Raw genomic sequence first — 19,866 nt, 5'->3', positions numbered from 1 at the left:
CCGGAACAACGCCCGTCCCCCACCGGGTGCCACCGCACGTTCCCCCTCACCTCACCCCAGGAGGCGACCCATGCGGTCATCCCCGTACAGAGTCCTGCGCGGAGCCCTCCCCGGCCTCCCGCGCCGCACCGTCCGAGCAGCGCTGGTCCTGGCCGTCACGGCCGGACTCGCCACGGTCCCGGCCGCCGCCACCGGCGCCATGGCCTCCGACTCCACGAGCTCGGCCGTCGCCTCGGCCGCGACCACGGACGGCGCCTCCTCCGGCCTCGCGGCCAGGCCGTACATGGGCTGGTCCAGCTGGAGCATGCAGTCCTCCCAGTACCCGGGCCTGAACCCGGACGGCAACTACAGCTACCTCACCGAGGCGAACGTCCTGAAGCAGACGGACGCCCTCGCCGCCACCCTGAAGAAGTACGGCTACGACCATGTCGACATCGACGCCGGCTGGTGGATGGACAAGAACTGGACGTCCGAGTTCGACCAGTACGGCCGGCAGACACCCGACCCGGTCAGGTTCCCGAGCGGCATGAAGGCGGTCGCCGACCACATCCACTCCAAGGGTCTCAAGGCCGGCATCTACCTGCCCGTGGGCCTGGAGAAAGGGGCGTACGGCGACGGCAAGGTGCCGATCCGGAACGCGCCCGGCTGCACCACGGCGGACATCGTCTACCCGGATCTGCGCACCACCAACGGCTGGGACAGCGCCTACAAGCTGGACTTCGACAACCCGTGCGCGCAGAAGTACATCGATTCGCAGGCGCAGATGCTCGCGGACTGGGGCTACGACTTCCTCAAACTGGACGGGGTGGGCCCCGGCTCGTTCAAGTCCGGTGACAACTACAACAACGTCCCGGACGTGGCCGCCTGGCACCAGGCCATCGCCGGCACCGGGCGCCCGATCCATCTGGAGCTGTCCTGGTCGCTCGACATCGGGCACGCCGCGGACTGGAAGAAGTACTCCAACGGCTGGCGCATCGACACCGATGTGGAGTGCTACTGCAACACCCTGGTCACCTGGGAGAACTCGGTCAACGACCGGTGGAACGACGCTCCCGCGTGGAGCCACGAGGCAGGTCCGGGCGGCTGGAACGACCTCGACGCGATCGACGTCGGCAACGGCGCGATGGACGGTCTCACCAACGCCGAGCGGCAGAGCTACATGACGCTCTGGGCCATCAACAAGTCGCCCCTGTTCACCGGTGACGACCTCACCAAGCTGGACAGCTACGGCCTCTCCCTGCTGACCAACCAGGAGGTCATCGGCGTCGACCAGAGCGACTCGCCCGTCGCACGCCCCGTCACACCGCTGGGCGACCAGCAGGTCTGGGGCACCAGGAACGCCGACGGCACATACACCGTCGCCCTGTTCAACCTCGGCAGCTCGTCGGCCTCCGTCACCGCCGACTGGGCGTCCTTCGGCTTCACCGGCACGGCCTCCGTGCGCGATCTGTGGAACCACCAGAACCTCGGCACGTACCGGAACAGGATCACCGCGACGCTGCCCGCGCACGGCTCACGGCTGTTCACCGTCAAGCCCGGCGGCACCCCGCTGGCCACCACCCGCTACGAGGCCGAGTCCGCGGACAACACCCTCACCGGCAACGCCTCCGTGGCCGGATGCGACTCCTGTTCCGGCGGCAAGAAGGTCGGCAACCTCTATCTCGACAGCAAGCTGCAGTTCAACGACATCACGGTGAAGAAGGACGGCATCTACACCGTCAACGTCGCCTATGTCAGCGGCGATCCCCGCTCGGTCACCGTCTACTCCAACAGCGGCCACGGCACCAGCCTGAGGTTCCCCTCCACGGGCGACTGGAGCACGGTCGACACCGTCAGCGTCCAGTTGGCGCTGAAGGCGGGCTCCAACACCATCACGTTCGACAGCGGCTGGGACTACTCCCCTGACATCGACAGGATCGACGTACCGAAGTCCGCCTGACCGTCCCTGCGGGGCCCGGGCGGCACGTCCCCCGCGCCTCGCCCCGCCGCCTTCCGGTTCCGCGGCGACCGGGCACGCCCACGCCCAACTGCCCGTATCCGTCCCCCGCATGTGCCGTTTTCCCGACATGGAGTGCACCACGTGGACACCGAACACACCGAACACACCGAACCGCGCGACAACCACCCGAGCCGCAGAGGCCTTCTCGCTCTCGCCGCCACCGCCGGCGCGGCCGCCGCCCTCGGCGGTCTGCCCGCCTTCACCGCCTCGGCGGCCCCTCTCCGTCCCACCTCCTCGCCCCTGCTGTCCACGGCCGCCGCCGCGAGGAACCAGCTGTGGTGGCAGGCTCCCGGCTCCGCCAACTCGATGATCCAGCAGGGACTGCCGGTGGGAAACGGGCGGCTCGGAGCACTCGCGAGCAACGACCCCGCCACCGAACTGCTGACGATCAGCGACGCCACCTTGTGGACCGGCGGCCTCAACGACACCCTGCAGAGCGACGGCCAGTTCCCCTACGGCCGGGACGACTTCGGCTCCCTGACCCTGCTGGCCGAGCTCACCGTCGACATCCTCGGGCACGACCTGGGCTCGGTCGACAACTACCGCCGCTCCCTCGACCTGGCCCAGGGCCTCGTCAGCGCCTCCTACGACCTGTCCGGCGTCACCTACCAGCGGCAGATCTTCGCCAGCCGCCCCGACGACGTGATCGTCCTGTACTTCTCCCAGCAGGGCGGCGGCACCTACACCGGTGCCGTGACCCTCGCCGGCACTCACGGCGAGGCGACCACCGCCCACCGCGCCGGGCACCACGCCTCGTTCGGCGCTTCCTTCGCCAACGGGCTGAAGTACGGCGCCGCCGTCACGGCCCGCAGCAGCAGTGGCACGATCGCCGTCGACGGTACGTCGATCTCCTTCAGCGGCTGCAAGGACCTCACCGTCGTGGTCAGCGGCGGCACCAACTACGCGCCGGACGCGGCGGCGAAGTTCCGTGACCCTGCCCTGGTGCCGGAACTCCTGGCCCGTGCCAAGGTCCTGAACGCGGCCGGCAACTCCGCGAGCACACTGCTGCACACCCATGTCGCCGACTTCCGCCCGGTGTTCGAGCAGTTGGACATCGACCTCGGCGTGTCGTCCGCCGCACAGCGCAGGCTGGACACCTGGCAACGGGTGCAGGCCCGCTACCGGGACGACGTCCCCGACCCCGAACTTGAGGCCGCCTACCTGCAGTTCGCCCGCTACCTGATGATATCCGGGTCGCGCGGCACGCTGCCGATGGGCCTGCAGGGTCCGTGGCTGGACGGCAACGACCCGGACTGGATGGGCGACTACCACACCGACATAAACGTCCAGATGAACTACTGGATGGCCGACCGCGCGGGCCTGTCGGGCTGCTTCGACGCCTTCGCGGACTACTGCCTGGCGCAGCTGCCCTCCTGGACGGACTCCACACAGCGGCTGTTCAACAGCCCGACCAACAGATACCGCAACTCCAGCGGGAAGCTCGCCGGTTGGGCCGTCGCCATATCCACCAACCCGCACGGCGGTGGTGGCTGGTGGTGGCATCCGGCCGGCAACGCCTGGCTCTGCCAGAGCCTGTTCGAGCACTACGAGTACACCCAGGACCTCGCCTACCTCGAGAAGATCTACCCCCTCGTCAAGGGTGCCGTGGAGTTCTGGGAGGCCCGCCTCATCACCACGACCGTCACCGACGCGTCCGGAGCCTCGCGCGAGGTCCTGATCGCCGACAGCGACTGGTCGCCCGAGCAGGGGCCGTTGGACGCCAAGGGCATAACCTACGCGCAGGAACTGGTGTGGAACCTCTTCGGCAACTACCACACCGCGACCCAGGTGCTCGGCAGAGACGCCTCCTACAGCGCGACCATCGACGGTCTGCGCGGGCGCCTGTACCTGCCCGAGGTCAGCCCCAGGACCGGCTGGCTGGAGGAGTGGATGTCACCCGAGAACCTCGGCGAGACCACCCACCGGCACCTGTCCCCGCTCATCGGCCTCTTCCCCGGCGACCGGATCCGCCCGGACGACTCCACGCCGAAGGACATCCTCGCCGGCGCGACGGCCCTCCTGACCGCGCGCGGCATGAACAGCTACGGCTGGTCCAACGCCTGGCGCAGCCTGTGCTGGTCGCGGCTGAAGAACGCGGAGAACGCCTACCAGCTCGTCGTCAACAACCTCAAGCCGTCGGTGAACGGCAGCAACGGCACCGCGCCGAACCTCTTCGACATCATGGACATGGGACAAGGCCGCGGCATCTTCCAGATCGACGCGAACTTCGGCACCCCCTCCGCGATCATCGAGATGCTGCTCTACTCACGGCCGGGTCACGTCGAGTTGCTGCCCGCCCTGCCGTCCGCGTGGGCGGCATCGGGCTCGGTGTCCGGCGTCGGCGTCCGGGGCGGCTTCGTGGCCGACCTCAGATGGAAGAACGGCAAGGTCACGCAGGTGACGCTGAGGAGCGTCGGCGGCCGTGCCACGACCGTCTTCGCGGGCGGCACCTCGCGAAGGATCAGCCTCAGGCCCGGTGAGTCCGTCACGCTGGGCACCTTCGGCTGACGGTGCGGACCACGAGAAGAGCGGAGAGAACGACCATGTCCCCGGAGAAGAGAGGCTCGGCGGTGGCTCGCCGACCGCGTCGTAGAACCCTGCTGTCCGTGTTCGGAGCGCTGACCGGACTGGCCCTGACGGCAGTTCCGCTGAGCACCGCGCAGACGGCGAGCGCCGCCACGTCCGCGTCGCAGGCCAAGGGCACACGGGTCAGCGCCTGGTCGCCCAGCACGACGACCGGCGGCCCGTCCTTCACCGACCAGACCATCCGGATGGTGGTGCACAGCAGCGTCTCGGGCTCGGGCGCCCGCATCACCCTGTCCAACCGGTACAGCACCACCCCGCTCGACGTCAGCGCTGTCGACCTGGCCGTCCAGGCGAGCGGTGGTGAGGCGACGCGCGGCACCACGCGGAACATCACCTTCGGCGGATCCCGCCACCTCACGATCCCCGCCAGCGAAGAGGCGGTCAGCGACGTCGTACCGATCTCGGTCGGCGCCGGGGAGAACCTGCTCGTCAGCCTCTACGTGCCCGGTACGACGGGGATGTCGACCTGGCACTCCGACGCGTTCGACACCACCTACCTGGCCTCCGGCAACCACGCCGGTGACGACAGCGCCGCCGCGTTCGGCACCACCACGACCTCCTGGTACTACCTGGCGGGGCTGGACGTCGTGGCATCGACCGCGCGGGGCGCCGTCGTCGCCTTCGGTGACTCCATCACGGACGGCTACCACTCCTCGACCGGCACCTACAGCCGGTGGCCCGACTTCCTCGGGCGCCGGTTGGGCGCCGGACCGGGTCCGCAGAAGCTGAGCGTCGTCGACGCCGGCATCGGCGGCAACCGGGTCCTCACGGACGTCCCGAACCTGTGGCAGGGCGTCAGCGCCCTCAAGCGGTTCGGGCATGACGCCCTGGGCCAACCCGGCGTCAAGGACGTGATCCTCTTCGAGGGCATCAACGACATCGGCAACAACGCGGGGCCCGACGGCCGGCCGCTGACCGCCCAGGACCTCATCGACGGCTATCGCACCCTGGTCGACGAGGCGCATGCCGCCCACGTCGGCATCATCGGCGCGACCCTCATGCCGGACGAGGGCAACGGGTACTACACGCCCGCCGCCGAGGCGATCCGTCAGAGCGTCAACCAGTGGATCCGCACCGGCGGCGCCTTCGACGGCGTCATCGACTTCGACCGGACGATGCGTGACCCAGCGAACCCGGCCGCCCTCAACCCGGCGTACGACTCGGGCGACCACATCCACCCCGACGACGAGGGCATGAAGGCCATGGCCGACGCGATAGACCTACGACTGCTGCGCACCTGACACCCACCACCGGGCGCGCGGTCCAGGACGGTCACCGACGCCGCGACACGCCCAGATCGATGAGGTAACGCTTGGTCACCCGGCCGCCGTACCGCTGGTCGATCAGAGCCGCGACGCAGTCCAGCAGTCCGGTTCCGGCGGCCTCCGGAAGCGCGCGGTGGCCGGAGTAGGTGCGCAGCAGGTCGAGGTAGTCCTCCGTGGTGTAGGTGAGCTCGCGCTCGTGGCGGCGGAACACGGTGGGGCCGAACCGGCCGCTGCGCACCACCTCCTCCACATGGTCCGAGCCGTCGATGTCGGCGGCTGCGGGAGGCCGCAGCCCGGGCGGCGTCCCGGGGTCGAATCGCTCGTAGCAGCGCTGGACCTCCACGAAGAACTCCTCTGTTCCGCCCGCACATGCTGGGCGCGCACGACGGCGAGCGCGCCACCGGCACGCAGCACGTCGGCGGCCTTGGCCATCCGGACCGCCGGGTCGATCCAGTGGAACGCCGTCGCCGGGACGACCGCGTCGAACGGCTCGTCGGGCAGCGGCCAGTTCTCCAACGCGACGCGGCAGTCCTCGGCGGCGCCGGTTCACCGGGCGCGGGACGTTCATCCGGCCGCCGCGGTGGCCGACCCACAGTCGTCACGGTGCGTCTCCGTCCCAGTCGAAGTGGCGGGTGTCGCCGGGGCGTGGGGTGTACATCGCCCGGCCGCCGGCGCCGAACTGCCCCAGCTCGGTGGGGAGGGCCGCACGGGTGCCGAGCTCGGCCTGCGTCCAGCCGGTTATGTCGAGCAGGAGCCCGTCCAACGGGCCGCCGACCAGTTCGGCGTACCGGCGTCCCGGCCGCGGGCCCGGCTGGTCGTGGTCCTGACCGTAGACCCGGCCTCGAAGCAGTTGCTCATCGTTCCTGTCCATGTGGCCAGCCTTGCAGTCACCACTGACATCGCCATGGGCCGGACTCGGTGGGGGACGGACTCCGACGCGATGCCGGTGGCATTCCCACGGGCCGCGACCCGGGCCGGTGTCACCATCGCCATCCGCAGGGGCAGTTGGCCTTCACCGCGCCGCTCGCGCCGCCCGCCCCACGCATCCCGTTCACCATCGACTTCTCCTCGACCGCATGCTTCCACAACAGCGACGACGGACACCGCCGGCCGCCACCGCGCCCCGGCCCTGGCCGACATGGGAGACCGCCGCCGGCTGGGCGGGCCTGTACGAGGTCACGGCGGACCACAGCGCGCTGATCGGCCGCTCCGGTGAGCTGCCCGGCTTCCTGCAGGCGCCCGCGGTCGGCGAGGTCATCCGGGACGTCCCGAAGCGCAGGTGGTGTGACCAACGATGGCTCAGGTGATGTGATCGGCGATGCCTCACGTGGCACACGCATACCGACGGCTCACGTGGTGTGAACCCCGATCGAAAGGCCGAACCATGTCGACGATCAGTCAGTGGCAGCTGCGGGCGGCGTTCGCCGCGCGGCTGTCGCAGATGTACGGGCGGGAGGTGCCCGCCTACACCACGCTCGTGGACGTCTCGCGCGAGGTCAACGAGGACGTCCTGCGCGCGCGGGGAGCCGACGCCGAACGCCTCGGATCCATCGGCCGGGTGACCGCCGAGCGGCACGGCGCCATCCGGGTCGGCACACCGCGGGAACTGCAGCAGGTCGCCCGCGTCTTCGGCGCCCTCGGCATGCACCCGGTCGGCTTCTACGACCTGCGGGAGGCCGCCGCCAGCGCCGTCCCCGTCGTCTCCACCGCGTTCCGGCCCATCGACGACGAGGAGCTGGCACGTAACCCCTTCCGGGTGTTCACCTCGATGCTCACCCCCGCCGACCCCCGCTTCTTCGACGCCGACCTGCGCACCCGCCTGGAAAACTTCCTCGCAGGCCGCGAACTCTTTCCCTCCGAGCTGCTGACACTGGCCGACCGCGCCGCCGCCGAGCGGGAACTGCCCGAGGACGAGGCCGAACGCTTCCTCCACCTGGCCCTGCGGGCGTTCGAGTTGTCCCCCGAGCCGGTCGACAAGGCCTGGTACGAGACCCTGGAGCGGATCTCCGCCGTCGCCGCGGACATCGGCGGCGTACGCAGCACGCACATCAACCACCTCACCCCGCGCGTCCTCGACATCGACGAGCTGTACCGGCGCATGACCCAGCGCGGCATCGAGATGATCGACACCATCCAGGGCCCGCCGGCCTGGAAGGGCCCCGATGTGCTGCTGCGGCAGACCTCCTTCCGGGCCCTGGCCGAACCCCGCGCGATGCGCACCCCGGACGGCAGCATCATCCGCGGCGCGCTGCGGGTCCGCTTCGGCGAGGTCGAGGCCCGCGGCGTCGCCCTCACGCACAAAGGCCGCGCCCTGTACGACGAACTCCTCGGCCGCGTGGACGAGCAGGCGTCCGAGCACCCCTCGGAGCCCCGAGGCGACATCGCGCGCGCCGTGTGGGAGCGTTACATGCCCGGAAGTGAACGGGAACTCGCCATTGAGGGGCTGGCCTACTTTACGTACCGGCTCAGCCCCGACCACCCTCGCGACGGCAACCCGCCCGCGGACCTCGACGATCTCGTGCGGGAAGGATGGGTGCGCGCGGAGCCCATCGTCTACGAGGACTTCCTGCCCCGCTCCGCCGCGGGCATCTTCCAGTCCAACCTCAGCGGCGAGGGCACCCGCGACAACGACCGGCAGGGCACCGCCTACGACGCCGCCTGGCTCTCCGGCGCCATCGGCCGCGACGTCCTCGACCCCTTCGACCTCTACACGCGCCAGCAGGACCGCTCCCTCGCGCAGGTCGCCCACGACCTCGGCCTCACCGGCACCCTCCACTGACAACGCCACGGTGCGCCCGGGCACGTCGGCGCCGATGTTCCGAGGGCGGCACGCGCGCGGGCGCGCAGGTCGTCCGTGGTGGGCAGTGCGGCGCCGCCGCCGAGATCGGGGCACCCGTACTGTGCGCCGCGGGGCGCCCCGAGCCGGGTCCGGGCCCAGGGCGGGAAGATCCTGGCCGGCGGAAACCGGCGCCTTGCCGACGAGGGCCCGGAGGGCACCGTCCTCGCCCTCGACCTTCGAAGCATGGGCCGCCGCACGATGGCCCGACGTCCCCCTTCCCTGGGTGCCGGACGACGCGGAACGCATGGTGGAGTAGGGGGACAGCCGGTGGCGGGCACAATGGCGGCGTGGAACTGCTCACCGTGGCCGGCCGGCCCGGCCGCGTACCGCCTCGTCCGCAGCAGCCTCGTCCCGTGAGGCAACAAGCCGCCGGGCAGGGCAGTCTGCTGTGGGCCGAGGTTGTCGCGTCCACCGTGTCGTACTGGGCGAGGACCAGCCGGCGGTCGCGGAGCGGCGCGCCGTCCGCGGTGGCGGGCAGGCCCAGCCGGGAGCGGACCGTGGCCGCGAGGGCGTCCGGCAGCCGGTCGCGGCGCAGCCGTCCCTGGTCGAGCAGGTGCGTCTCGGACGGCGTGTGGGGCAGCGTCGTCGCAGGCAGCCGGTCTTCGTTCTCGTGCCGGTCCGTCCGTGGGCCCCGTGACCCGGCACCCCGTGGCCGAACACCTCTCGCTCGAGTCTCGGCCGACGGACTTGTGAACCGGCGATTCGGTGCGAGTCGTGCCAAGCTGGGACCCACCTGGCTACCGGGAGGCGTACCGCAGGATCTGGGGCAGATGAACCCGTGGTGCCGCAGAGGCCAGGGAGCCGGGAGACAATGGCCGCATGACGGACAAGCAGGCGGCGACGCTGTCACGCAAGACCTATGAGGCCGAACTGCTGCGGCTGCAGACCGAGTTGGTCAAGCTGCAGGAGTGGGTGCGAGCCGAGGGCGCCCGGCTGGTCGTCGTCTTCGAGGGGCGGGACGCGGCCGGAAAGGGCGGCGCCATCCAGCGCGTCACCCAGTATCTCAACCCCCGTGTCGCCCGGATCGTGGCGCTGCCCAAGCCGACGGAGCGCGAGCGCACCCAGTGGTACTTCCAGCGGTACGTCGAGCACCTCCCGGCCGCCGGGGAGATCGTGCTCTTCGACCGGTCCTGGTACAACCGGGCCGGTGTCGAGCGCGTGATGGGCTTCTGCACCAGGGAAGAGCACCAGCTGTTCCTGCGCCAGTGCCCGATCTTCGAGCGGATGCTGGTCGAGGACGGGATCCTGCTGCGCAAGTACTGGTTCTCGGTGAGCGACGCGGTGCAGCAGGAGCGCTTCCAGCGCCGCCTGCAGGATCCGCTGCGGCGCTGGAAGCTGTCGCCGATGGACCTGGAGTCGATCACCCGTTGGGAGGCGTACTCCCGGGCGAAGGACGAGATGATGGTGCACACCGACATCGCCGAGGCGCCCTGGTACATCGTCGAGAGCGACGACAAGCGGCGCGCCCGGCTGAACATGATGGCGCACCTGCTGTCGTCCGTCCCGTACCACGAGGTGCCGCCACCGGTGCTGGAGCTGCCAGAGCGGCCGCCGTCCAGCGGCTACGAACGGCCGCCGCGTGCTCTGCAGACCTACGTCCCCGACCACGCGGCGCACCTGTGAACCCGCCCCCGCCACGGACCGGGCGGGGGAATGCCGTGGTCCCGGCCCTGTTCAGCCGTCCCACGACCAGTCCGCCACCTCCGGCAGGTCCGTGCCGTGTTCCCGGATCCAGTCGTGGTGCCGCTGCCGGGCGTCCGCCATCCGCTGGCGTACGGCGGCCGCCCGCACCGCCAGACCGGGGACGCGGTCGATGACGTCCATCACGAGGCGGTAGCGGTCGAGGTCGTTGCGGACCACCATGTCGAACGGCGTCGTGGTGGTGCCGATCTCCTTGTAGCCGCGCACGTGCAGGTGCTTGTGCCCGGTGCGCCGGTAGGCGAGGCGGTGGATCAGCCACGGATAGCCGTGATAGGCGAAGAGGACCGGCTTGTCTGCGGTGAAGAGGCCGTCGTACTCGAAGTCGCCCATCCCGTGCGGGTGTTCCTCGCTCGGCAACAGCCGGGCGATGTCGACGACGTTCACCACGCGCACCACCAGCTCGGGCAGCTCGCGGCGCAGCAACTGGGCCGCCGCCAGTACCTCCTGGGTGGGCACGTCGCCCGCGCAGCCCAGCACCACGTCCGGCTCGCGGGTACCGTCCTCGGTGCCCGCCCACTCCCAGATGCCGGCGCCGCGCGCGCAGTGGATCTTCGCCTCTTCCATCGACAGCCAGTCGAAGCAGGGCTGCTTGCCGGCCACGACGACATTGACGTAGTCGCGGCTGCGCAGCACGTGGTCGGCCACCGACAGCAGGGTGTTGGCGTCCGGCGGGAAGTAGACCCGTACCGCCTCGGGGCTCTTGTTGAGGATGTGGTCGACGAACCCGGGATCCTGGTGGGAGAAGCCGTTGTGGTCCTGCCGCCACACATGGGAGGTGAGCAGGTAGTTGAGGGAGGCGATGGGGGCACGCCAGGACAGGTGGCGCGTGGTGCGCAGCCATTTGATGTGCTGGTTGACCATCGAGTCGACGATGTGCACGAACGCCTCGTAGCAGGAGAACAGCCCGTGCCGCCCGGTGAGGAGGTAGCCCTCCAGCCAGCCCTGGCAGGTGTGTTCGGAGAGGATCTCCATGACCCGTCCGTGTCGGTCGAGGTGTTCGTCGACAGGAAGGGTCGCGGCCTGCCAGGCCTTGCCGCTGGCGCCGTAGACGGCCTGCAGCCGGTTGGAGGCGGTCTCGTCGGGGCCGACCAGACGGAAGTCACGGCGGTCGGCGGTGGCCGCCATGACGTCCTGGAGCAGGTCGCCGAGGACACGGGTCGGTTCGTGCAGGGTGGAGCCGGGCTTGTCGACCGCCACGGCGTACCGCTCCAGCGGCGGCAGGGGCAGCTCGCGCACCAGGAGCCCGCCGTTGGCGTGCGGGGTGGACCCGAGCCTGCGGGTTCCCTCGGGGATGCACGCGAGTACGTCCGGGCGCGGGGCACCGTGCTCGTCGAAGAGTTCTTGGGGGCGGTACGACCGCAGCCATTGCTCCAGCTGCCGCAGGTGCTCGGGGTTGTCCCGGACCGCGGCGAGCGGCACCTGGTGGGCACGCCAGGTGCCCTCGACCGGCAGCCCGTCGACCACGGCCGGGCCGGTCCAGCCCTTCGGGGTGCGCAGCACGATCACCGGCCAGCGGGGCCGGTCCGTGGCCCCGCCGTCGCGGGCGGCCCGCTGCAGGGCGGTGATGCGGTCCACGGCGGTGTCCATGGCGGCGGCCATCGCGCGGTGTACGGCCGCAGGGTCGTCGCCGGTGACATGGATCGGGTCGTGGCCGTAGCCCCTGAGCAGGTCGTCGAGTTCGGTCTCGGGGAGCCGGGCCAGCACGGTCGGGTTGGCGATCTTGTAGCCGTTGAGGTGCAGGATCGGCAGGACGGCGCCGTCGTCGACCGGGTCGAGGAACTTGTTGGAGTGCCAGGCGGCGGCCAGCGGCCCGGTCTCCGCCTCGCCGTCGCCGATCACACAGGCGACCAGGAGGTCCGGATTGTCGAGGGCGGCGCCGTAGGCGTGTGCGAGGGAGTATCCCAGCTCGCCCCCTTCGTGGATCGAGCCCGGGGTCTCCGGGGCGACATGGCTGGGCACCCCGCCGGGAAAGGAGAACTGCTTGAACAGCCGGGCCATGCCCGACGCGTCCCGGGTGACGTCCGGATAGGTCTCGGTGTACGACCCCTCCAGCCAGGAGTTGGCCAGCACGGCGGGGCCCCCGTGGCCCGGTCCCCAGATGCACAGAGCGTTCAGGCCGCGGGCCTTGATGAGGCGGTTGAGGTGGGTGTGCACGAGGTTGAGGCCCGGTGAGGTGCCCCAGTGGCCCAGCAGGCGCGGCTTGACGTGCTCCGGCCGCAGCGGTTCGGTCAGCAAGGGGTTGGCCATGAGGTAGATCTGGCCGACGGAGAGGTAGTTCGCGGCGCGCCAGTGGGCGTCCAGCGTGGCGAGCTCCTCGTCCGTGAGCCCGGCGGGCGCCTGCTGCGGGTCGACGGACATCGGGATTCCTTCCGGATCGGACGGCGATCGGGGCGTGACGCATGCCCCGGCGGGCACAGCACCCACCCTCCGGCGGACCGCCGGGTGCCCGACAGGGCCGTTCGGTCCACGGCCGCCGGCAAGCCGGTCCCTTCAAACCGGCTCAGGGCTGAGGTCCACCCCTGCGGTCCACCCCGTACAGCGTCCGTCCGCCGGTGAGCGTCGGCCCGGTGACCGGCTCCGACTGGAGGTGCGCGAACACTCTTGGGGGACGGCGTCCAGAACACGGACCGATACCTGACGGCCTCGACTTCTCAGCGCAGCGGCCGGCGCAGGGGTGCGCGGGGTGCCCGGCGGGAAGCCGGCCAGGCGGTGAGTTCGAGCAGCCGGACGACCCGGTAGCGGTGTGGCCTGAACGGCTCGTAGAACTCCTCGATCTCGTCGTCCGCCAGCGGCCGGCCGAGCAGGGCAATCCCGGTCATCCGCCCGAGGTGGTAGTCGCCCAGCGGCAGCGCATCGGCGTCGCCGAGCGCGCGGTGGCCGACCTGGGCGGCAGTCCAGGTACCGATGCCGGGCAGCCTCGCCATCAGCTCGTAGGCCCGGGCCGGGTCACCGGCGGCCTGGTCGAGCCGTACGGCGTGGCGGGCGGTCAGGATGACGGTGCGGGAGCGCTGCAGGTCGACGCCGGCCCGGCGCCATTCCCAGCTCGGGAGGGTCCGCCAGACCTCCGGTGAGGGCGGAACCCGCATGCCCACGGGTGCGGGACCGGGCGCCGGCTCCCCGTGGGCCCGGACCAGACGGCCGAAGGACGCGGCAGCGTCCGGGCCGATCACGCGCTGCTCGATGATGGCCGGGACGATCGCCTCGAAGAGCCGGCCGGTGCACGGCACACGCAGGCCGGGCATCCGCCGGCAGGCGGCCCGGAGGACCGGATGTCCGGGCCGGAACAGGTCCGGCCTGTCACCCGCGCCCAACTCGGTGCGGATGCGGTCGACGAGCTCGGCGGCCCCGGCTCCCCAGGCGTCGATCTGCAGGTCGTCCAGGCGCTGCTGCCGGATGCGGTACGTCACCGGTCCGGATGCCGTCAGCGCCGAGCGCCACAGCGTGCCGTCCGCATCCACGCGGTGCGTGGGGTCGTCGCGTCCACGGCGCAGACTCTCCAGGGTGAGCCGCGCGTCCACGGCGAAGCGAGGCTGCCAGTGCAGGGACCGGTCGGGCGTCGGTGGGTGTCGTGCCTGCGTGCGTGAGCGTGAGCCGGTCACGAAGACCATCGTGACGCCACAACCGCGACCGCTCGAATCGGGATCCCAGGGCAGGGACGATGCGGTGATCGCGCAACAGTGTGCAGGGTGTAAGAGCCGCGACACCGATCGGCTTGGGCGGCGGGCAGTCCGGTGTGGTGCTCGCTCAGCCGCTGGTCCCTCCGGTGGCAGGGCGGCCGTCGGGGTCGACGAGTTCCGCACAGTAGCCGTTGCCGAACCGCATGACCTCCCCGACCCGCAGGCCCCACCGGTCGGCGAAGCGTCCGGCGGCGCGGTCCGCGTCGCCCGTGCCGCGGACGGGGCCCGCGCGCGAACCCGTCATCACCCCGGGACCCGGACGCCATGGCCCGGAACCGACGCCCATGAACCACACGAGCGAGGCGATGAGCGCGGTCACCGCCGCGACCAGCACCGCCAGGAAGAGCGATCGGCGCGTCAGCCCGGTCACCGGGGCCCCGGCTCGTGGGCGCGAGGCGTTGGCGCGCCTCGGTGCAGGTGTCCGCGTCGATCTCGCCGGTGGCGAAGCGCCGGTCGAGGATCTCCTCCGGCGTCTCTCTCGGTTGCGGAGCGCCGTGGGTGCCCTCGCCACGCGTTGTCGGGTGCTGGGCGAAGCGAATTCCCGCCCACACGGCCACAGCGATCAGCGCGATCCACGGCAACGGCATGAAGGCCATCGACGCCCAGCCGCCATCCCAGTACATCATCGCAGCTCACCTGCCCAGAGGGTCCTGCTCACCACTCTTGCCGGGAGCAGCGGACAGCGGCAGGGATCCTTCGGCCTCATCGCAGGACCTGTGGGGCACCTCTCCGCCCGGTGCGGGGGCATGACGCGGTTCACGTCGCCTCGGAAAATACCCCCCGGGGTAACCTGCTACCGTCGACATATACCCCGGGGGGTAATTTCACCGGAAGGGAGTCCCTGTGTTCTTCGTCGACACGATCGAGGTGGCCGGGCTCGGCAACCGCAGCTATCTGGCGGGTGGCGAGCGGACGGCCGTGGTGGTCGATCCGCCCCGTGACATCGACCGGGTGATCGGCGCCGCCGCACGGCGCGGGGTGCGGATATCCCACGTCGTCGAGACGCACCTGCACAACGACTACGTCACCGGCGGGCTGCAGCTGGCCCGGGTCACGGGCGCCGCCTACCTCGTCCCCGCCGCCGCCCGGGTCTCGTACGAGCGCGTACCGGTGCACGACGGCGACCACCACGAGATCGACTCCGGCGCCGCACTGGTGCTGCGCGCGATGGCGACGCCCGGCCACACCCCGCACCACACGTCGTACGCGCTGGAGGAGAACGGCACGGCCGTCGCCGTGTTCACCGGCGGCTCACTGCTGATCGGCAGCGTCGGCAGGCCCGACCTGGTCGAACCGCGGCTGACGGAAGACCTCGCCCGGGCCCAGCACGCCTCCGCGCACCGTCTGGCCACCGAACTGCCGGACAGCGCCGCCGTGCTGCCCACGCACGGCTTCGGCAGCTTCTGCTCGGCCGGCCGGGCGGAGGGGACGTCCACCACGATCGGCAAGGAGAAGGCGTCCAACACGGCCCTGACCCGGGATGTGGACAGCTTCGTCGCCGACCTGCTCGCCGGTCTGGACGACGTTCCCGCGTACTACGCCCACATGGGTCCGGCGAACGCCGTGGGGCCGGCGCCCCTCGACCTCACCACGCCCTCCCTCGCGGACGCCGACGAGATCGCCGGCCGGCTCGCCGCCGGGGAGTGGGTGATCGATCTGCGCAACCGGGTCGCCTTCGCCGAAGGGCATGTCGCCGGCTCGTTCAACTTCGAGGCCGAGGGACAGCTCGCCACCTACCTGGCCTGGCTGGTCCCCTGGGGCAAGCCGGTGACCCTGCTCGCCGAGTCCGCCGACCAACTCGCCTCCGCACAGAGGGAGTTGGCCCGCGTCGGCATCGACCGCCCGGCTGCCGCGGCCACCGGAGACCCGGCGCGCTGGGCACGGGAGGGCGAAGCTCTCGCCTCCTTCCCGCGGGCCACGTTCGCCGACCTCGCGCGGCACTCCGGGGACGGGATCGTCGTACTGGACGTCCGCCGGGACTCGGAACGGGCGTCGGGCCATGTGGCGGGATCGGTCCACATCCCCGTCCACGCCCTGCACCGCCGCCTCGACGAGGTCCCCGGCGGGCAGGTGTGGGTGCACTGCGCGGGCGGCATGCGCGCCGCCATCGCCGCCTCCCTGCTGGACGCCGTGGGCCGTGACGTCGTCGCGGTCGACGACCGCTTCGACTCGGCCGAGAAGGCCGGGCTCACCGTCCACACCCCCTGACGGCGTCCGCCGCAGAGCATCGCAGCCGAGAAGACGAACAGGAGCGAGGAACCACGATGAGCCTCTTCGGACGTGGCCGGGGCGGCCCGGCGCGGGTGACCGCGCGGAAGGCCGCCGCACGCACGGACTCCGCGCGGGCGGCCGGAAACAGCGGGGCCTCCGTGCTGCTCGACGTACGGGAAGCCGACGAGTGGCAGGCCGGCCACGCCCCCGGCGCGGTACACCTGCCCCTCACGGCGCTGGCCGCCGGTGCCCGGCTGCCCGCCGCGGCGCAAGCGCGGCCGGTCGTCGTGATCTGCCGTTCGGGCCGGCGCTCCCGGCGGGCCGTCGAACTGCTGCGGGCCAGGGGCGTCGAGGCCGTCGACGTCATCGGCGGCATGCAGGAATGGGCCGGGGCGGGACTGCCGGTCGTGGACGCGCGGGGCGGGAACGGGACCGTCGCGTGAGCGCTGTGATACTCGCGCTGACCGCCGGAGCCGTCATCGGCCTGGCGCTCGGCGCCCTGGGCGGCGGCGGCAGTGTGCTGGCCGTGCCCGCCCTGATCTACCTGCTCGGATTCACCCCGGTCGCGGCCACCACGGCCAGTCTGGTCATCGTCACCGTCACCTCCGCCACCGCCCTGTCCGCGCACGCCCGCGACGGGCGGGTCCGCTGGCGTACGGGGCTGCTGTTCGCGGCGGCCGGGATCGGCCCCGCCATGCTGGGCGGCGCGCTCGCCGGACGCCTGCCGGCGGCCGCGCTGACCGTGGCCTTCGCCGTGGTCGCGGCCGTGGCCGCGATAGGCATGCTCAGGCCCCGCTCCGACCCGGACGGCACCGTCCACGTACGGCCGGGGCGGGCGGCGGCCGCCGGCGCCGCACTGGGCGCCGTCACCGGCGTGCTCGGTGTGGGCGGCGGCTTCCTCGCGGTCCCCGCCCTGGTCAACGTCCTCGGCATGCGGATGCGGGCGGCCGTGGGCACCAGTCTGCTCGTCATCACCGTCAACTCACTGGCGGCGCTGGCGATGCGCGCCGGTACGGCCGACGGCCTGGACTGGTCGGTCATCGGACCGTTCGCCGGAGCGGCGATCCTGGGCGCCTGGGACGGCAAACGCCTGTCGGCGAAGCTGTCCGGGCACACCCTGCAGCGGGTCTTCGCTCTCGTCCTGCTGGCGGTGGCGGGCCTCATGCTGGTCGATGCGGCGGTGGGATGACCGCGCAACCGCGTTTCCCTACGCCAGCGACAGGAACAGCTTCTCCAGCCGCGCGCGCATCGCCTCGGTGTCCTCACCGTTCTTGCGGCCCGATTCGATGTCGGCCACGCACTGCTGCAGTCCGGTGGCGATGATCGCGAAACCGGCCCGGTCGAGTGCCCGCGAGGCGGCGGCCAACTGCGTGATGACGTCCTCGCAGTCCCGCCCCTCCTCGATCATCCGGATCACGCCGGAGATCTGGCCCTGCGCACGCCGCAGCCGGTTCAGCACGGCTCTCAGGGACGCGCCCTCAAGCTCCAGTTCCACGCTCACTCCTCGAAAAATACCCCTAGGGGTACTGTACGTCCCGGTTCGGGGCGACGGCGACCATGAAGGATCACATCTGCCATGACCACCACTCCCCACACCCTCGACACCGACCAGGCCCGCGCCCGGCTGGACGAACTCACCGTCATCGACGTGCGCACCCCCGGCGAGTACGCCTCCGGCCACCTCCCCGGCGCCCTCAACATCCCCCTGGACCGGATCCGGGGCGCCCTGCCCGAGATACGGCACGCCGCCGGTCGCGGCGACGTCCTCGTGGTGTGTGCCTCCGGCGCCCGCTCGCAGAGGGCGTGCGGGCTGCTGGCCGAGGAGGGCATTCCGACGGCCACCCTCACCGGCGGCACCAGCGCCTGGGCCGCCGATGGACACGACCTGCATCGGCCGGCCGTCTGCGAGACGCGGGCCGGCTGGAGCATGGAGCGTCAAGTGCGCTTCACCGCGGGCACGGTCGTACTTCTGGGCCTGCTCCTCGGCCTGCTGGTGCATCCGGCCTTCCAGCTCCTCTCGGCCGGTATAGCGGGCGGCCTCGTCTTCTCCGCGCTCACCGACACCTGCGGCATGGCCGTCGTACTGGGCAAGCTGCCGCACAATCGCCCCCGCCCGGCGGACCTCGCGGCGACGCTCGCGGCACTGCGCCGCGGCTGAGCGCCGCCGCCCTCCGGGGAGTTGCGGCCCGGCCGACTGTCTCGTCAGGCAGTACCGTTGCGCGGCCGGGCGTCGGCGGGCTGCTCGGCCGCGCCGACCCGCTGAAGAAGCAGGCGGGCCAGACCGCGTGCCTCGTCCGGGGTGAGTGCCGCCCAGACTCCCGGTTCACCACCCCGGTCCTCCCCCACGTCCAGGGCGATCCGGCTGACGGGCCGGTCCGGGTGTCCGAGCAGCAGGCGGTGCACTTCGATCCTGCGTCCGCACCTGGTCACCAGAAGCGTCTCTTCGGCTCCGCTCTCGTCGTTCGAGCAGAGCCGGTCGTCCGCTGCCGTCGCCATCGGCCTCACGTCCCTCCGCCGTTCGGTTCCTCCCCCGGCGGCCTCTATACCCGCCGGGGTATCACCGACAGCGCTTCCCGAGGGCGAGTTGTTCCCTCTTGCCCCTCAGCGCGGCTCTGTCAGCCGAACAGACTGCGCACCCTGATCGTCTCGACGTGCCGCCACGAGCCGCCGGGCAGCAGCAGCCAGTCGCCCTTCGTCGACGAGGCCCTGCGTACGACGGCGGTCCGCTCCGCCCTGCGCGTCGGCAGCCGGGAGCCACAGCTCTGCGCCTTGGCCCGCGGCCGGGCCCGCGCCCCCTTGCTCATGGCTCCTCCCGCGACATCGGATGCGGTAGATCGTCCGCGTTCGTCTGCATGAGCACCCACTCCCCGAACATCATCGTCCTTTTCTCGGAGAACCGCCCTCGGACGGCACGCCGTGGTCAAGTCCCGTGACTGTCGACAACCCTCGTGATCGATGCTCCGGGGACACGTTGCCCTGGCGAGAACGCGGGACCACGTGCAGCGTGGAGACGAAGGTGGCCGATCGACGGGGCGGGAAAGCCGTAGGAGAGGTGGGACGCATGGAAAGGGATACCTCCGAGCCCCGGGTGGTCGTCGGTGTCGACGGATCGCCGTCCTCGTACGAGGCCCTGCGCTGGGCCGTCCGGTACGCGGGCCTCGTCGGCGCCACCGTGGACGCGGTCGCGGTGTGGGAGCTGCCGGGGCTCCACGGCTGGTCGGCGCCCGCCGTGGACACGGATGTCGACGAGGAGGAGACACGGCAGCAGATGCGGAAGGAACTGACCGACGTGCTCGGCGCGGACGCGGCCGGCTCGGTCCGCAGTCATGTGGTGCACGGCAACGCCGCCGACGTGCTGCTGCGGGCCGCCGAGGGAGCCGAACTCCTGGTCGTCGGCAGTCGCGGCCGGGGCGGGTTCGCCGCCGCCCTGCTCGGCTCGGTCAGCCAGCATGTGTCGCAGCACGCGAGCTGCCCGGTCGTGATCGTGCGCGCTCAGGACCAGTGACCGTCTCCGGATCGGCTCATGGCAGGGCGCGCGCCAGGTCGGCGTAGCGGTGCAGGACACAGGTACCGGGCTTCCCATGACGG

At 71.4% G+C, this 19,866-nt stretch carries 17 protein-coding genes and 3 pseudogenes; 11 read left to right on the top strand and 9 right to left on the bottom strand.

Features of this window, described 5'->3' with window-relative positions:
• Positions 1-70: 70 nt before the first annotated feature.
• The 3 genes from ACZ5NH_RS01480 (at position 71) to ACZ5NH_RS01470 (ending at position 5,826) form a co-directional block, all read left to right on the top strand.
• A complete protein-coding gene (locus tag ACZ5NH_RS01480; RefSeq protein WP_468772325.1) occupies positions 71-1,939 on the top strand; it encodes an alpha-galactosidase D in 1,869 nt (622 codons plus the stop codon).
• 141 nt (positions 1,940-2,080) lie between these two features.
• Complete coding sequence (locus tag ACZ5NH_RS01475; protein WP_468772323.1) at positions 2,081-4,507, top strand: glycosyl hydrolase family 95 catalytic domain-containing protein; 2,427 nt, start codon at positions 2,081-2,083, stop codon at positions 4,505-4,507.
• A 98-nt stretch (positions 4,508-4,605) separates the two neighbouring features.
• Complete coding sequence (locus tag ACZ5NH_RS01470; protein WP_468772322.1) at positions 4,606-5,826, top strand: SGNH/GDSL hydrolase family protein; 1,221 nt, start codon at positions 4,606-4,608, stop codon at positions 5,824-5,826.
• 31 nt (positions 5,827-5,857) lie between these two features.
• Here ACZ5NH_RS01470 and ACZ5NH_RS01465 read toward each other — a convergent pair.
• Together ACZ5NH_RS01465 and ACZ5NH_RS01460 are read right to left on the bottom strand one after the other, a co-directional pair.
• Positions 5,858-6,363, bottom strand: a pseudogene (locus ACZ5NH_RS01465) (methyltransferase domain-containing protein); the annotation flags it as partial.
• An 85-nt stretch (positions 6,364-6,448) separates the two neighbouring features.
• Positions 6,449-6,721: a hypothetical protein gene (locus ACZ5NH_RS01460; protein WP_468772320.1), complete on the bottom strand. Its 273-nt coding sequence runs from the start codon at positions 6,719-6,721 to the stop codon at positions 6,449-6,451.
• Between the two features lie 131 nt (positions 6,722-6,852).
• Between ACZ5NH_RS01460 and ACZ5NH_RS01455 the strand changes: the two are divergent.
• A pseudogene (locus tag ACZ5NH_RS01455) lies at positions 6,853-7,118 on the top strand (sarcosine oxidase subunit beta); the annotation flags it as partial.
• A gap of 116 nt (positions 7,119-7,234) precedes the next feature.
• A complete protein-coding gene (hglS, locus tag ACZ5NH_RS01450) occupies positions 7,235-8,629 on the top strand; it encodes a 2-oxoadipate dioxygenase/decarboxylase (protein ID WP_468772319.1) in 1,395 nt (464 codons plus the stop codon).
• A 466-nt stretch (positions 8,630-9,095) separates the two neighbouring features.
• Here hglS and ACZ5NH_RS01445 read toward each other — a convergent pair.
• A pseudogene (locus ACZ5NH_RS01445) lies at positions 9,096-9,245 on the bottom strand (SWIM zinc finger family protein); the annotation flags it as partial.
• Positions 9,246-9,508: 263 nt separating this feature from the next.
• Here ACZ5NH_RS01445 and ppk2 point away from each other — a divergent pair.
• Entirely contained in the window at positions 9,509-10,312 is an 804-nt protein-coding gene (gene ppk2 / locus ACZ5NH_RS01440) for a polyphosphate kinase 2 (RefSeq protein WP_388629977.1), read from the top strand.
• Between the two features lie 51 nt (positions 10,313-10,363).
• Here the strand turns inward: ppk2 and ACZ5NH_RS01435 are convergent, their stop codons facing one another.
• The 3 genes from ACZ5NH_RS01435 to ACZ5NH_RS01425 all read right to left on the bottom strand — a co-directional run bounded on the left by ACZ5NH_RS01435 (position 10,364) and on the right by ACZ5NH_RS01425 (position 14,437).
• Positions 10,364-12,748 (bottom strand): phosphoketolase family protein, encoded by a 2,385-nt coding sequence (locus ACZ5NH_RS01435; RefSeq protein ID WP_468772318.1) that lies wholly within the window; start codon positions 12,746-12,748, stop codon positions 10,364-10,366.
• Between the two features lie 293 nt (positions 12,749-13,041).
• Positions 13,042-13,989: a DNA-3-methyladenine glycosylase family protein gene (locus ACZ5NH_RS01430; RefSeq protein WP_468772317.1), complete on the bottom strand. Its 948-nt coding sequence runs from the start codon at positions 13,987-13,989 to the stop codon at positions 13,042-13,044.
• 145 nt (positions 13,990-14,134) lie between these two features.
• Positions 14,135-14,437, bottom strand: a complete 303-nt coding sequence (locus ACZ5NH_RS01425) for a hypothetical protein (RefSeq protein WP_468772316.1) — start codon at positions 14,435-14,437, stop codon at positions 14,135-14,137.
• 473 nt (positions 14,438-14,910) lie between these two features.
• On the opposite strand from ACZ5NH_RS01425, the gene ACZ5NH_RS01420 reads away from it, so the two are divergent.
• The 3 genes from ACZ5NH_RS01420 to ACZ5NH_RS01410 are packed head-to-tail and all read left to right on the top strand — an operon-like array spanning position 14,911 to position 17,467.
• Positions 14,911-16,275, top strand: a complete 1,365-nt coding sequence (locus ACZ5NH_RS01420) for a rhodanese-like domain-containing protein (protein ID WP_468772315.1) — start codon at positions 14,911-14,913, stop codon at positions 16,273-16,275.
• 56 nt (positions 16,276-16,331) lie between these two features.
• Positions 16,332-16,721 carry a rhodanese-like domain-containing protein gene (locus ACZ5NH_RS01415; RefSeq protein ID WP_468772314.1) on the top strand — a complete coding sequence of 130 codons (390 nt, stop codon included), beginning with the start codon at positions 16,332-16,334 and terminating at the stop codon, positions 16,719-16,721.
• Complete coding sequence (locus ACZ5NH_RS01410; protein ID WP_468772312.1) at positions 16,718-17,467, top strand: sulfite exporter TauE/SafE family protein; 750 nt, start codon at positions 16,718-16,720, stop codon at positions 17,465-17,467. Before ACZ5NH_RS01415 ends, ACZ5NH_RS01410 begins: the two co-directional genes overlap by 4 nt.
• 18 nt (positions 17,468-17,485) lie before the next feature.
• On the opposite strand, the gene ACZ5NH_RS01405 is transcribed toward ACZ5NH_RS01410, so the two are convergent.
• Positions 17,486-17,773: a metal-sensitive transcriptional regulator gene (locus ACZ5NH_RS01405; protein ID WP_323376122.1), complete on the bottom strand. Its 288-nt coding sequence runs from the start codon at positions 17,771-17,773 to the stop codon at positions 17,486-17,488.
• A gap of 81 nt (positions 17,774-17,854) precedes the next feature.
• Here ACZ5NH_RS01405 and ACZ5NH_RS01400 point away from each other — a divergent pair, with 81 nt between their 5' ends.
• Positions 17,855-18,436 (top strand): rhodanese-like domain-containing protein, encoded by a 582-nt coding sequence (locus tag ACZ5NH_RS01400; RefSeq protein ID WP_468772311.1) that lies wholly within the window; start codon positions 17,855-17,857, stop codon positions 18,434-18,436.
• A 44-nt stretch (positions 18,437-18,480) separates the two neighbouring features.
• Here the strand turns inward: ACZ5NH_RS01400 and ACZ5NH_RS01395 are convergent, their stop codons facing one another.
• Positions 18,481-18,774, bottom strand: coding sequence for a hypothetical protein (locus ACZ5NH_RS01395; protein WP_388629953.1), 294 nt, complete (start codon positions 18,772-18,774; stop codon positions 18,481-18,483).
• A gap of 119 nt (positions 18,775-18,893) precedes the next feature.
• The gene (locus tag ACZ5NH_RS01390; protein WP_388629951.1) at positions 18,894-19,082 is read right to left on the bottom strand and encodes a hypothetical protein; all 189 of its coding nucleotides are present in this window, start codon (positions 19,080-19,082) and stop codon (positions 18,894-18,896) included.
• Positions 19,083-19,339: 257 nt separating this feature from the next.
• Here ACZ5NH_RS01390 and ACZ5NH_RS01385 point away from each other — a divergent pair, with 257 nt between their 5' ends.
• Positions 19,340-19,783, top strand: a complete 444-nt coding sequence (locus tag ACZ5NH_RS01385; RefSeq protein ID WP_468772310.1) for a universal stress protein — start codon at positions 19,340-19,342, stop codon at positions 19,781-19,783.
• Positions 19,784-19,866 lie beyond the last annotated feature (83 nt).

This window comes from Streptomyces sp. NPDC031426 (assembly GCF_055581585.1).
This window is presented reverse-complemented; position numbering and strand designations above follow the sequence as displayed.